The sequence below is a fragment of the Sphingorhabdus sp. genome (genome assembly GCF_046154385.1).
Taxonomy (GTDB): domain Bacteria; phylum Pseudomonadota; class Alphaproteobacteria; order Sphingomonadales; family Sphingomonadaceae; genus Sphingorhabdus_B.
This window is the reverse complement of sequence record NZ_JBJXFW010000001.1, coordinates 1-13,960: the sequence shown is the minus strand read 5'-3', so window position 1 is coordinate 13,960 and position 13,960 is coordinate 1. Positions and strand designations below refer to the sequence as shown.

General features: G+C 49.4%; 13 protein-coding genes and 1 tRNA gene. 5 read left to right on the top strand and 9 right to left on the bottom strand.

The window, feature by feature from the left end:
* The first annotated feature begins 6 nt into the window (after positions 1-6).
* The 4 genes from ACKVOS_RS00070 to hflX all read left to right on the top strand — a co-directional run bounded on the left by ACKVOS_RS00070 (position 7) and on the right by hflX (position 5,587).
* Complete coding sequence (locus tag ACKVOS_RS00070; RefSeq protein ID WP_409210000.1) at positions 7-2,253, top strand: ATP-binding protein; 2,247 nt, start codon at positions 7-9, stop codon at positions 2,251-2,253.
* Positions 2,254-2,255: 2 nt separating this feature from the next.
* On the top strand, positions 2,256-3,653 hold the full coding sequence (locus ACKVOS_RS00065) for a sigma-54-dependent transcriptional regulator (protein WP_409209974.1): 1,398 nt from the start codon (positions 2,256-2,258) through the stop codon (positions 3,651-3,653).
* Positions 3,654-3,773: 120 nt separating this feature from the next.
* Positions 3,774-4,271, top strand: coding sequence for an RNA chaperone Hfq (hfq, locus tag ACKVOS_RS00060; RefSeq protein ID WP_409209999.1), 498 nt, complete (start codon positions 3,774-3,776; stop codon positions 4,269-4,271).
* Positions 4,268-5,587 (top strand): GTPase HflX, encoded by a 1,320-nt coding sequence (hflX, locus tag ACKVOS_RS00055; protein WP_409209973.1) that lies wholly within the window; start codon positions 4,268-4,270, stop codon positions 5,585-5,587. The genes hfq and hflX overlap by 4 nt, the downstream gene beginning before the upstream one ends.
* A 24-nt stretch (positions 5,588-5,611) precedes the next feature.
* Here hflX and mazG read toward each other — a convergent pair whose 3' ends face one another.
* The 8 genes from mazG to ACKVOS_RS00015 form a co-directional block, all read right to left on the bottom strand.
* Positions 5,612-6,391 carry a nucleoside triphosphate pyrophosphohydrolase gene (mazG, locus tag ACKVOS_RS00050; RefSeq protein ID WP_409209972.1) on the bottom strand — a complete coding sequence of 260 codons (780 nt, stop codon included), beginning with the start codon at positions 6,389-6,391 and terminating at the stop codon, positions 5,612-5,614.
* Between the two features lie 43 nt (positions 6,392-6,434).
* Positions 6,435-7,037: a TIGR02281 family clan AA aspartic protease gene (locus ACKVOS_RS00045; RefSeq protein ID WP_409209971.1), complete on the bottom strand. Its 603-nt coding sequence runs from the start codon at positions 7,035-7,037 to the stop codon at positions 6,435-6,437.
* On the bottom strand, positions 7,034-7,813 hold the full coding sequence (locus ACKVOS_RS00040; protein ID WP_409209970.1) for a TatD family hydrolase: 780 nt from the start codon (positions 7,811-7,813) through the stop codon (positions 7,034-7,036). Before ACKVOS_RS00040 ends, ACKVOS_RS00045 begins: the two co-directional genes overlap by 4 nt.
* Positions 7,810-9,378: a methionine--tRNA ligase gene (gene metG / locus ACKVOS_RS00035; protein ID WP_409209969.1), complete on the bottom strand. Its 1,569-nt coding sequence runs from the start codon at positions 9,376-9,378 to the stop codon at positions 7,810-7,812. The genes ACKVOS_RS00040 and metG overlap by 4 nt, the downstream gene beginning before the upstream one ends.
* A gap of 23 nt (positions 9,379-9,401) precedes the next feature.
* Positions 9,402-10,364, bottom strand: a complete 963-nt coding sequence (locus ACKVOS_RS00030; RefSeq protein WP_409209968.1) for a DNA polymerase III subunit delta' — start codon at positions 10,362-10,364, stop codon at positions 9,402-9,404.
* Entirely contained in the window at positions 10,361-11,011 is a 651-nt protein-coding gene (gene tmk, locus ACKVOS_RS00025) for a dTMP kinase (RefSeq protein WP_409209967.1), read from the bottom strand. Before tmk ends, ACKVOS_RS00030 begins: the two co-directional genes overlap by 4 nt.
* 140 nt (positions 11,012-11,151) lie before the next feature.
* A complete protein-coding gene (locus ACKVOS_RS00020) occupies positions 11,152-11,955 on the bottom strand; it encodes a septal ring lytic transglycosylase RlpA family protein (RefSeq protein ID WP_409209966.1) in 804 nt (267 codons plus the stop codon).
* A 142-nt stretch (positions 11,956-12,097) separates the two neighbouring features.
* On the bottom strand, positions 12,098-13,075 hold the full coding sequence (locus tag ACKVOS_RS00015; protein ID WP_409209998.1) for a lytic transglycosylase domain-containing protein: 978 nt from the start codon (positions 13,073-13,075) through the stop codon (positions 12,098-12,100).
* Between the two features lie 250 nt (positions 13,076-13,325).
* Between ACKVOS_RS00015 and ACKVOS_RS00010 the strand changes: the two genes are divergently transcribed.
* A tRNA-Ser gene (locus ACKVOS_RS00010) sits at positions 13,326-13,415 on the top strand.
* Between the two features lie 199 nt (positions 13,416-13,614).
* On the opposite strand, the gene ACKVOS_RS00005 is transcribed toward ACKVOS_RS00010, so the two are convergent.
* On the bottom strand, positions 13,615-13,821 hold the full coding sequence (locus ACKVOS_RS00005) for a hypothetical protein (RefSeq protein WP_409209965.1): 207 nt from the start codon (positions 13,819-13,821) through the stop codon (positions 13,615-13,617).
* Positions 13,822-13,960: the final 139 nt, after the last annotated feature.

The window sequence follows — 13,960 nt, the reverse complement described above, 5'->3', positions numbered from 1 at the left end:
GCTATAATGGCGCACTTTGAACATGTCTTGAATAAAATCCATAAAGTTTTGGCGGCTGCAAATCCATTCGGCAGCGCGCTTTCATTCAAGATTTTTGAAACTTGCAGTTTTCTCGCCGTTTTATTGGCGGCGGCGGTGACCGCTTTGGCTCTAAATAATCAACGAAGTGAACCCCTCTCGCCAGAATTAACTTCAATTCTACTAATTAGTAACATGTTGCCAGCGGCTTGCATTATTATGGCAGCAGCAATAAGAACAGCGCAAAAAAGACAAGGTCGAAATGAATTATACAATAAAGATATGCTTCATGTTCGATTAATTGCAACATTTTCACTAGTAGCTATTGTTCCAACTATATTACTTGTTATATTTGCTTCCGTTTTATTTCAAGGCGGAGTCCAATTCTGGTATTCAAGTACTACCCGTGGCGTTCTAGAAAATTCTCAAGATCTTGCTAAGGGTTATTATACAGAGAAGTTAAACGACCTCAGCGACGATGCGACTGCTATGGCAATTGATATTCGCTACGCGCTGCAACAGGTTGAAATTTCGGACCCCGCTTTCTTGACTGCGAGTGGTAACTGGACATTGGTTAGAAAGATGACTGAGTCCGCAATTGTTTCAATCGGTCGTGATGGGGTACAACGAACTGAAAGTGTATGGTCACCGGATAGTGAAAGCACAAGAAATAGTCCATGGATTGATCAAAAAACAATTGAGCTTCTAAATACTGGGCAAACATTAGTAGCAAATGTTAAACCAGATAGAATAGAAGCAATAGTTATGCTATTCGAAAAGCCTAGGTCGTATTTGTATACTAGTAGAGCTGTAAGCGTACCTTCCTTTAAGTTAAGTGAAACTGCGCAACTCGTGCTTAAAGACTATGAAACCATGGCTGTTCGGTCACGCGCGCTGCAACTGCAGTTCAATATCGCACTGTATATCGTATCTTTGCTCATTATCGGCATTACCTTGTGGATCGCATTGCGCGTTGCCGACCGGCTCGTTCGTCCGGTCAACAATCTGGTAGAGGCTGCACAGCGGATTGCGGGGGGTGATCTTTCGGCGCGAGTCAGCGAAGACCAATTTCGTGCCGATGAAGTTGGTTTTCTGTCGCAATCCTTTAACCGGATGACAGAGCGACTGGAGCGCCAGACAGGCGCATTGCTGGCTACCAACCATCAATTGGGTGAGCGGCGGGTGTTTATCGAAACGGTTCTGGAATCGGTATCGGCAGGCGTGGTTTCGGTGAATGAAGCCGGCGAGATCGAGCTTGCCAACTCTACGGCCGAAAAGATGTTGCGCGGCAAGACGCAGAGTATTGTCGGATTAAACTTTATGGATGTTGCCCCCACACTCGCTGAATTAACCGAAAACCGGTCTCGTGGAGTTGTGCAATTGGGCGATGGTCCAGAACCTTTGACGGTCGCGGTAAGAGTAACGCAACGTGAAAGAGGCGTCGTTGTTACGTTTGAAGACATCAGCCAACAGTTGGCCGATCAACGTCGTGCCGCATGGTCCGATGTTGCACGACGCATTGCACATGAAATCAAGAACCCGCTGACGCCGATCCAACTCGCTGCTGAACGGTTGCAGAGGCGTTTTGGCAAACAGGTTGAAAATGACGGCGGCATATTTGAACAGCTCACCGCCACTATCATCAGGCAAGTCGGGGATCTGCGGAATATTGTTGATGAGTTTTCATCTTTTGCAAGAATGCCCAAGCCTGTTTTCCGGAATGAAAATCTCCAGGATATCGTTGGTCACGCCGTCTTTCTGTTTGAAGTCGCGCATCCTGACATCAGCTTCAAATATCAGCCGTCAGAAGAGTCTCCGATGCTGATTTCCGATCGTCGACAATTGGGCCAGGCATTTACCAATATTTTGAAAAACGCCGTCGAATCGATTCAGGAGCGCCGTAAATCGGAGCCCGTTGAAGGAGTTATTTCGGTCGATATCAAGGAAACTGCCGGACACATTCTCGTTCAGATTTCCGACAATGGTATAGGTTTACCCGATGATCGGGACCGAATCATGGAACCTTATATTACGAACCGCGCCACTGGATCAGGGCTCGGTTTGGCAATCGTCAAAAAAATTGTCGAAGAGCATTTTGGCGAAATAATATTGGAGGATGCTCCAAATGGGGGTGCATTCATAACATTGATGTTTACGCCGCAAATCGTTGCCGAAAAGGCGAAAGACGCTTCTTCAAAAACAGACCGTGGTACATTGGCAGAGGACGAGTTTTAATCATGGCTCTGGATATTTTAGTTGTAGATGACGAACAGGATATCAGGGACCTTGTCTCTGGTGTCCTTGATGATGACGGTTACAATACGCGCACGGCAGCCACCGCTGACGAGGCGTTGTCCGCTTTGGACGAGCGGCTGCCCTCTTTGATACTATTGGATGTTTGGCTTCGAGGTTCGTCGATGGACGGCATTGAATTGTTAAAGGCTATAAAGAGCCGTGATCCCCAGATTCCGGTTATAGTGTTTTCAGGTCACGGGAATATCGACACTGCCGTAGCGGCGATTTCCCAAGGTGCCGTCGATTTTCTTGAAAAACCGTTTGAAGCTGAAAAGCTGCTACATCTCGTTGCCAAGGCAACCGAAACGGAACGGTTACGAGCGGAAAATGCATCATTGCGCGCGAAAGTCGGTCATTCCGAAGAATTAAATGGTTCGTCTGCCGCCATCAACAACGTCCGTGCAACGTTGAAGAAAGTGTCGGGTACAGGGAGCAGAATGTTGATCACCGGTCCTGCCGGGGTTGGAAAAGAGGTAGCTGCGCGCCTTTTGCACAGTTGGAGCCCGCGATCAGAATCAACCTTTGTTTCAGTTAGTGCGGCCCGACTTTCACCAGAACGTTTCGATGAAGAGTTATTCGGAATTGAACAAGACGGCAGCCTTGTGCAGGCTGGAATGCTTGAAAAGGCTCATGGTGGAACGCTTTTCCTGGATGAAGTTGCGGATATGCCATGGACTACACAGGGCAAAATCTTGCGTGTTCTGACCGATCAGAGTTTCGTCAGGGTAGGCGGAGACCGGCAAATTCGCGTCGATGTTCGGTTTGTGTCGGCCACTGCGCGTGACCTAGCGGTCGAAATCGCCGAAGGCCGTTTTCGCGAGGATTTATTCTACAGGCTAAACGTTGTGCCGGTCGAGATTCCGCCTTTGGCCAGTCGCCGTGAAGACATCCCCGATCTTGCAAACCATTATGCTGCGCGTTTTGCATCCGAGCACAGAATATCGCCGCCGGTCATATCTGATGATGCGATGGCTGCGTTACAAGCGTGCGAGTGGCCGGGGAATGTCCGGCAACTTAGAAATATCATCGAACGAACAATAATATTGGCTCCATCGAACCGTATTCACCGGATCGAAGCGGATATGTTGCCATCGGAAATTATCAACAGTTACGAAGGCTCCGAACATAATGTGACTTCACTTATGGGGGCTCCGTTGCGCGAGGCGAGGGAAGCTTTTGAGCGGGAATATTTGCGTGTTCAGATAAAGCGTTTTTCCGGAAACATTTCCAAAACAGCCGCGTTCGTGGGAATGGAGCGGTCCGCACTTCATCGAAAGCTAAAATTACTGGGCATTTCGGTCCGAAAAAATGGCGAAGAAATATCCGAAGAAGAGGATTGAATCCTGCAATTGCGAAAAAAATGTCACTGTTGTAAATAAAATGCATCAGATGACGGCTAAGGACTTGCGCCGAGGGTCCAACCTGCATTTGCAAAAACATAAAATAAACGGATAATGACAATGACTGAAAAGAATAATGGTCTTCAAGACCTCTTTCTGAACTCCCTCAGAAAGTCAAAAACACCTGTAACGATGTTCCTTGTAAAAGGAGTGAAACTACAGGGTGTTGTTACATGGTTTGACAATTTTTCGGTTCTATTGCGTCGCGATGGAATGTCACAACTGGTGTACAAGCATTCTATTTCCACAATCATGCCCTCATCTTCTCCGGACCGAGCGATATTTGAGGAAATGATGTCACGGACGACTCATCGCGCCGGTATGTTGCAGGATGTTTTCCTCCACGCCATGTGTGACAAACGCGAATCGGTTACCACTTTCTTGGTCAACGGCGTGATGTTGCAAGGCGCAATTGCGGCGTATGATTTGTTTTCATTGCTGCTCGAACGTGACGGCACAACGCAACTTGTTTACAAGCATGCCGTTTCGACCATTCAACCCGCACATGCCGTTAATTTGGCGGAGTATAATCACGGGCTAGATGAGGGCGATGTTTGAGCGTTTTTAATCGCAGTGAAACGGACGAATTTGCTCGCGGCGCACGCGCACTTATTATTTATCCTGAGCTTCCCGGCAAAGCAGCAGTCGGGGCAGAGGCGCGACTTGACGAGGCTGAGGGTCTTGCGCTTGCTATCGGACTGAACGTCGTCCGCAAAAAGCACTTTCGTGTCCGCAGCCCGCGTGCCGTTACCTTGTTGGGGGGCGGGCAGGTGGATGAAATCGCGGAAATTGGTCGCGACCTAGAAATTGATCTTTTAATCGTCGATGCCGCTTTAACCGCAATCCAACAACGAAATTTAGAAGAAAAAACGGGGCTGAAAACTATCGACCGGACCGGGTTGATACTGGAAATTTTTGGCGAACGTGCCGCAACGGCCGAAGGGAGGTTGCAGGTTGAGCTTGCACATCTTGATTACCAAGCTGGCCGGCTGGTTCGTAGTTGGACCCATTTGGAAAGGCAGCGCGGTGGATTTGGTTTTCTGGGTGGACCAGGTGAAACCCAGATCGAGGCTGACAGGCGAATGATCCGTGATCGCATGGCGCGGCTAAGGCGTGAATTGGACGAGGTGAAGCGAACTCGTTCTTTGCATCGAGCCCGACGCAAACGCGCCCCTTGGCCGGTTATTGCTTTGGTTGGCTACACAAATGCGGGCAAATCCACGTTGTTCAATCGGCTGACGCGCGCAACCGTGCTTGCCGAAGATATGCTGTTTGCAACATTGGATCCGACAATGCGGGAGATATCATTGCCCGGCGTTGAAAAGGCGATTTTATCGGATACTGTCGGATTCGTATCTGACCTTCCGACACAACTTGTTGCCGCCTTCCGAGCTACTCTGGAGGAGGTCATTTCGGCCGATATCATCGTTCATGTCCGCGATATAGCTCATAATGAGAGTGATTCACAGCGTGACGACGTCATGTCGATTTTGCGTGATCTCGGCATTGGTAATGATGAAGATCCGCAAATCGGCCCGGAAATAATAGAAATTTGGAATAAGAAGGATCTTTTAACCGAGGAAAGATGTGACGAATTGGAGCGGATTGCCAAACGCAATAATCGTGTTCAACTGTTGTCGGCAGAAACAGGTGAGGGGATTGAAGCGTTTAGAGCACTTCTTTCGTCGATAATTGCCAAGCAAAATGAAGTGCGAATTTTGAATATTCCGATTGATAATGGCGCGTTGCTGGCGTGGTTACATGCCCGAGGGACAGTCGATGTTCAGAGTGAGGTTGGTGATTTTTTGTCTGTTGAAGTGTCACTTAGTCAGCAACTTTGGGGTCAATTCGAAAAGCAATTTTCTGTTCGTTGAGGCTTAGCTCGTCCGCAAATTAAACTACTGTTTTTCTTGGACCTTTACCAATTGCCACAGATTTTCTTTTTGATCGAGTGAAAGGCTGACGAAATTTGATCCCGATATTGCTTCCATCGCCCGGAAACGACGCTCAAATTTTACGTTGGCTTGTTTGAGAGCAATCTCGGCATCCACGCTATAAAATCGCGCCAAATTGACGACGGCAAACAACAGATCTCCGATTTCATCTGCTAATTCTTCTTGAGAATTGGCGGCTTCAACTTCTTCAATTTCTTCTATTATCTTGGCTTTTGGACCTTCGGCGTCAGGCCAGTCGAAGCCTGTACGTGCGGCACGTTTTTGAATTTTTTGGGCGCGTAGCAGGGCAGGTAGAGCTAAAGCTACACCTGCAAGAGCGCTGCTATCGGTACCTGCTCCTCGCTCCGCAGCTTTAATGTTTTCCCAGTTATCGGTTACGGTCTTTGCATCATTGGCGCTTACATCGCCAAATATATGTGGGTGACGACGCGTCATTTTCTCACAAATATTGTCGATAACGTCCTGTAGATTGAATTTATCCTCTTCTTCAGCCATCTGACTGTGAAATACGACCTGAAGTAGAAGATCTCCAAGTTCATCTTTCAAGGCACCCATGTCATCACGTTCGATCGCGTCTGCAACCTCATAAGCTTCTTCAACGGTATAAGGTGCGATGCTTTTGAAATTTTGCTCGATATCCCATGAGCATCCTTTTTCACGGTCACGCAAGCGCGCCATGATATCAGCGAGAGGAGTAATATCAGTTGATTTGTCTTTGTGCATATTTAAGTTCGATAATATATATTATGTTAATTATATTTTGATATCAAGGTTGAAGGGTCATAACATTGCCCTCAACTTTCCAGCTTTTCATACCGTCAAGGAAGTTCATGCCCAGCACATTGGTGTCACCAAAGCTCTCCGATACTACCACTGGATGTTTTTCGATACGATGAGGACCGATCAATATTGTCTGTATCGTGCCGCGTTTGGCGGTTACGCGACCATTTGCAGTTGAGATGATAACGGGATAGCCACTGCGATCTACGTCAATAGATGTTTCAATAGCGGTATTCTCGTTGATTGCCGTTGTGGTTGCGCCACTATCAATCAAAAACGGCACGGCTTTACCGTTTACTTCCAATTGCAGCCAATAATGACCGTCGTCGCGACGCTTGATCTCTATCGTTTGTGCATTGACCGACTGGTTCGATGTACCGGCAAAGTCGGATTTGACGCGTTCCCATATTGTCTGAAACTCTGTTCTAAAACTGAAAATCGCAAAAAGCGCGAAAAATATCGCGACCCAAGCCAATGCCATTTTAGCAACCTGGTTAAGCGGCATTCGCCTCGCCACCAACGACGAAATGAGCAAAATAACGCAGACTACGCCCCAAATGAGCGAAGGCCCATCTTCATATATGTTCATGGGATGGCCTTCGAAAACAGGCGGTAGAAATTTGCACTCGTCTGATGGGCTAGTTCGTCGAATTCGATCCCGCGGAGATGAGCAACATAACGCCCGGTGTCTGCGACAAAAACTGGCTCACCGGTTTTCCCTCTGTGTGGGATCGGTGCCAAAAATGGTGCATCGGTTTCCAACAATAAGCGATCTCCTGGGATCCACTTGGCAACTTCCTGCAAATCCTTGGCATTTTTGAAAGTAACTATCCCAGATAATGAAATATAAAACCCTAGGTCGAGCGCAATCTGCGCAAAAGCGGCGCTGGCGGTGAAGCAATGGATAACGCCGCTAAACCGGCCTTTTTTCATTTCTTCGGATAGCATCTGTGCCGTATCTTCCTCCGCATCGCGTGTATGTACAATCAAGGGAAGGCCGGTTTCACGTGCGGCCACAATATGTTCGAGAAACGACGCCCTTTGCTGGGCACGGTCGCTATGATTGTAGAAATAATCTAACCCCGTCTCCCCTATTCCGACGACCCTTTCATTTGTTGCTCGATCAATCAACTTGTGTGAATCGACGCCTTTATGCCCGTCGGCCTCATGCGGATGGATGCCGACAGATGCCCAAATATCAGCGTGCGTTTCGGCAAGGCGGAGAATGTCGTTCCATTCGCTTTCTCGGGTTGAAATGTTCAGCATAGCTGAAACGCCGCCAGCCCGGGCACGGGCCAACACGGCGTCCTGCTGTTCGATCAGACCCTTGTAATTAAGATGGCAATGGGAATCGACAAGGCTCACGCGTCACTCCCCTCCTCTGCCGGCAACTCCAGCCTTGGAAACAATCCTTGCGGCTGCTCCAGGCGAAAATTACTCTCGGCATGGCCTGAATACCAATGTGAACCGATCAATAGAAAACTGCGTACCTCCTTTGGTATACCCATCTGATCTAGCAATTTTCCGGCACTTTCCGGAATGACTGGCAATGCCGCCACAGCCAGTTGTGCGATACAAATGAATAAAGTTGCAAGGACGGTTTCCATGCGTTGTGGATCTGTTTTCTTCAACGTCCAGGGCGCCTGTGCGTCGATATAGGCGTTGCATGCAAAAACTGCCTGTATCCAGCTTTCTAGAGCTTGTGACATTGCAAGAGACTGGAAATGATCGGGTATCTGGTTCGTTACCACATCTCCAATTGTTCGAAACAACTCTTCGTCATCTTTATGATGCCCATGTATTTCAGGCAGATATCCATCACAATTCTTAAAAATCAGCGACAATGTGCGCTGTGCCAAATTGCCAAAACTGTTGGCGAGGTCAGCATTTACCCGTGTCACGATGGCTTCGGCGCTATAGCTACCGTCTTGCCCAAAGCTTACTTCACGCAGGAAAAAATATCGCAGCGCATCAACGCCGAAGAGCTCGGCCAATTCCATTGGATCTACGACATTGCCGAGCGATTTCGACATTTTCTCACCACGTGAAAGCAGGAACCCGTGTCCAAACACACGCTTGGGCAGAGGCAGTCCTGCGGACATCAGAAAAGCTGGCCAATATACGGCATGAAAACGGACAATATCCTTTCCGATAATGTGCACATCCGCAGGCCAAAAACGGTCGAATTCGGCAATGTTATCCGGATAACCCACACCAGTCATGTAGGTCGTCAAGGCATCAACCCACACATACATGACGTGATCGGGCGAACCTGGCACTTTTACACCCCAGTCAAAACTTGTTCGGGATACACTTAAATCCCGCAATCCGCCCTCGACAAATCGCATAACTTCGTTGCGCCGACTTTCGGGCTGAATAAATTCGGGATTTTCGTTGAATAACTTCAACAATGCATTTTGATAACGCGATAATCTGAAAAACCATGTTTCTTCGACCGTCCATTCGACCGGCGTGTCTTGTGGCGAGAGTTTAACATCTCCCTCCCCGATATGAAGTTCGCTTTCATCATAAAACGCTTCGTCACGGACCGAATACCAGCCTTCATATCGATCTAGATACAAATCACCGCTGGATTCCATTGCCTTCCACAAAGCCTGACTGGCTTCGTGATGCCTTACTTCACTGGTCCGCACAAACGCCGTATAAGAGATATTCAGTCTGTCGCACATATCTTTGAAATAAGACGACATTTCGTCTGCAAATTCGAGCGTTTCACGACCTGCGGCGCGTGCGGTCTGGACCATTTTCAAACCATGCTCGTCGGTTCCTGTTACAAAGCGAACATCGCGTCCCATCAAACGCTGAAATCGCGCGATAGTGTCTGTCGCGATTGCTTCATAGGCATGGCCAATATGCGGTTTGCCGTTGGGATATGCGATGGCAGTTGTGATATAAAATGGGTCGGACATGAACACTCTTGCTGCAGTTTAGTTTATCCGGCCTTATTCGGTTGCAGTGATGCCAGCAAGCTTCCCATTTCGAAAACAACGCTCTGCTTATCCAGGCTTAAAGATAAAGCCCTGCTGGCAAGTGCGCTTGCATGAGCCCAGGCTTCGGTTGCATGAACAACATCTTTTACATTCAGTTGGCGAGCGCAGTCGGCAATCAGCGCGGGTGCGAGGCGAAGGAAAGCTTCATAACGCGGCTGCGCGGCCTTCAACGAAAGTTGTTCGGCCAATGCGCTTCGCACTTGATTGTTTCGATCACCTGTATTCAAAATTGACGTCATGGCGTCTTCCAACTTAGACAGTTCAAGACCAATGAAATCAAGTGCTTGACCAGGCGCACCTTTACCAATTCTGATATATACATCCATATCATGCGCGCTCAGTTCTGGAGCAAGCTGGCGCAACGCGGTCGACATATCTCGGTGATCCAAAGGTTCAAAACGCAACATTCGGCAACGCGATCGCACCGTAGGTAAAAGCCGGTCGCTGGCATGGCTTATGAGCAGGAAATAGGTACCTACCGGCGGCTCTTCTAGTGATTTCAATAAGGCATTTGCGCCGCCTCGTTCTAGATCATCGGCGGCATCGATGATGATTGCACGCTTGTTTGACAAACCCGGCCGAGTTGTCAGAGCTGCCTGCAATTGACGAATCTGGTCGACGGAAATGCTGCGCTTAAGCTCTGCATTAGGATCCGCCTCTTCACCGTCTTTCAGTGCTTCTTTTGGCAAGCGCTTTACAGTTAAAATGTCAGGGTGCGAACCGCGTTTGATCATCGATTCATATTGCCCCGCCGGATCGACTAAAGCGGCGGCGGCACGAAGGGCAAAGCCAGCTTTCCCTAAGCCACGAGGCCCCGACAATATCCAACCATGATGCAGTTTTCCGGCATCCAAAGCCGAGGCAAATTGCCGCCATGCGGCTTCATGCCCGACAAATTCTGTCACGATAACTCTAGTAAGTCAGAAATCTCCGACAACAATCGCGATGTTACCACTTCTTCCGGCCCCGAAGCATCCACCAATCTTATGCGCGACTCTTTTTCGGCAAAACCCACAAACGCATTGTCGACATCTGTATGAAATCCAGAGTCCCTGCTTTGAATTCGGTCAGCATGCCCCGCATCGCGCGAAGAAGCCCGTTTCATCGCTTCATTGGTGTCCAGACGAAGAACAAGCGTCCGATCAGGTAGCAAACCCTGGCTTCCAATTTTATGTAATGCCAGAATATCATTATCCGATAAGCCTGAACCACCGCCCTGATAGGCGCGACTGCTGTCCAGAAAGCGATCTGAAATGACCCACTTCCCGTTTTCAAGAGCTGGTTTAATGAGGCGTTCGACATGATCGCTTCTCGCCGCGGCAAACAACAACGCTTCGGTCCGGGGCAGCCAACGTTCCGCGCTTCCACCCAAAAGCAATTGGCGTATCGCCTCCGCGCCCGGCGTTCCACCCGGCTCCCGCGTTATCACCACGTCAAACCCGGCTTTTCGGATAGCATCGGCTAGGGCAACAATCTGCGTTGATTTACCAACCCCCTCCCCGCCTTCTACGGTGAGAAAGCGTCCGGGTTTTTTTACACCGTCTCTCGACAAAATATGCCCAATCTCAGTCTATTTGAACTTGGCATAGGATATGTAACCGGCACATCTATATTACTAGTGCCAATAGGGCATGAGGCAGAAAAAACCCCGGTTCAAAACCTGCTGAAAATTTTGCCCAAAAGCTGAGCTAGCTAGTTTCTCAATATCTGTGCTTGGGCTATCCCCCTGGCCTTAATGCTTGTCAGACTCGTTTCGGCGTCACGTCTTTTGGCATAGGGACCAATACGTACACGGTATAATTGGCGAGCGCGGTCCAAACTAACCGTTGCACCATATTTTTGCGCCATCGCTTCCGCCCGTTTTTGATCGGCAAATGCTGCCAGTTGAACTATGTAGCCATCATTTAAGCGATTGACCGGATTTGAGGTGGCTTCCGGAGTTTGCTTAATTTTGACCGGTACTTTGGATGCCGCAATTTCGGTGTTTTTGCCAGCTTTGACCTTTGATTTTCCGGAGTCGATCAACTCAGGCTTTGGGTCAGGGGCGGCAGATTGCTGGCGATTTGCGATTTTGCCGCGAAGAACTTTGAGCAAAGATTCAGGCGTCTCGAGGCGTTCTGTAGCCATTCCACCTGTCCGAAGGACCGCCTTTTCCTGCTCGGGTGGATTTACGCGCCGCACTCGAACCGCGGTCGATTCCTGCGATTCAATACCAAGCTGTTTGGCCGCCATCGGCGACAGTTCGATGATGCCTTCACCGGACATTGGCCCCCGATCATTGACCCGAACCAAAATAGTACGCCCGCTATCAAGCATCGTAACTTCAACATAGCTAGGAATGGGCAATGTTCTGTGCGCAGCCCACGCACCCGACAGGATGGATGTTTCCCCATTTGCATTCGCCAATTCCGGTCTGTCAGTCGCGGCAATCCGCGCAAAGCCCACATCATCGTAGGTGGGGCTATCCTGTGGTGTATAAACAACCCCTGCTATCATATATGGATCACCGAGTACCGACGTGTCATCGACAATAGCAAACCCGGTTGTATTTGACGTAGAAGGGATGGAAACTGTCTGGCGCTTGTTCAATGCGCTGCACGATGCCAAGCTCCCGCAAATCGCCAACAGCATAATCTTCTTATTTGCGGACCTCATCAGCCAGTAACCCCACCGAAAGTGCGTAAAAGTTTGAACAGTTATAATCCAATATCACGCGGTAGTTGCCACCAAGTAAATAAGCTGTTTTTCCCGCCCCATCGGGTTCGATCAAGCTGGCGAGCATAGTATCTTTCGGCCAATATCCCCGATCTGGAGTAAGTCCCAATTGTTTCCATTCTGCTATCGTTAGCCATTTGCTGTGCCGGGCAAATACGCGGGGACAGCGGGGGGCTGCCGCCAAAGTCTTCACGGACGCGCGGTTAAAGGATGCAGGAACCGAAACCGCAAACCCCCATTCTTCATCCCGGCGCCAACCCGACTTTACAAAGTAATTGGCGATAGATGTCATCGCATCAATCTCGCTTTTCCAGATATCCGCATATCCGTCACCATCACCATCGCGCGCCAGCCTTAAGTAAACAGAAGGCAAAAACTGCGGTTTCCCCAATGCACCTGCCCAGCTTCCCGTGATCGCATATTGCGGGACACCACGGTCGATCATTTTTAATACAGCAATCAGCTCCGCTTCGAACAAACTGCGACGACGGCCTTCAAATGCAAGCGAGGCAAGAGCTTCAGGCGCGTTATAGTTTCCTGTCACTGTGCCGTAATTAGTTTCATGTCCGTAAATGGCGATCATCATCGCTTCTGGAACGCCGGTTTCGGCCTCTATCCGCCCAAGAACCGGCCTAAGTTCGGAATATTTCGATCGCCCGCGGCCAATGCGGGACGCATCAACATGACGTGCCTTATAGGGCGCGAAATTTGGTACAGGTGCATCCGTGGGTCCTTCGGGTTGCTGCCGGTCAAGCCGAACCACACGCTCGTTATAGCGGATCGAAGGCAGCACAGAATCGACGGTTTTTGCCGAAACCCCCTCGCTCAACGCGCGCTGACGTACTTGCGCCAAGTAAACGCGAAACCCGCTTTCCATGGCAATGGCTTGCTGGTCGGGCATGATGGAATCCTGCGCCAGAATTGGCTGCGCGGACAAAAATGCGAGCAAGCTAAAACCCTTGAGGAGCACGCCTTTACTTACAAACACATAATTCTCCTAAGCGCGATCATGGGTTGATTGTGCCACAACAATAAGATCATGGGAATGAATTTGGTCGCTATAAGTGCGCCGTTCAGCGCAATAGCGTCCCAGATTTGATATCGTTGCGCTTGCATGGTCGCAATTTGCTGGCTAGGGGCAATTTCTTCGCGGACAGGTGGCCGAGTGGTTTAAGGCAACGGTCTTGAAAACCGTCGTGGGTGGAAGCTCACCGTGGGTTCGAATCCCACCCTGTCCGCCACTATCCCCTCAAATATTACCTTATTTCCATACCTTTTGGAAAACACATATTTTCCCGTCCCTCAATAGGGCCATCAATTTATCAATCGGTATATTCGCCGTGACCCGCTCCAATCCGGAGAATCCCTAATCAACAAACAGACTAACGAAACAATTGAGATGCAACAGTCGGTAACAGTCTGAGGGTGAAGGTGCGGGGCTCACTGGAAGAAATTCCAGTGACGGAAGGAGCGCGCAGTCGACTGGCCGATGAATATGATGATGCTCAGGAACGTGGGGAGATTGCTACCCGCGCCGATCAAAACCTTCTTCCAGATCAGAAGAAGGTTACGGTTGCCGACATCGGACTTTCGCACAAAGACGTCCACGAAGCGCGTCTGATACGGGACGCCCGTCAAGGTAAACATTCCGGTGTAGAATGTTTTACGGCAACCACCGATACTTGCGGAACCGCTGTATTTGCTTCCCTTTCGACTTGGCGCTCGAAAACTTCGGCAGGCACATTGGCCACTCGGACAGCGGTGACTTGCTGGCGCTTGGAGAGTT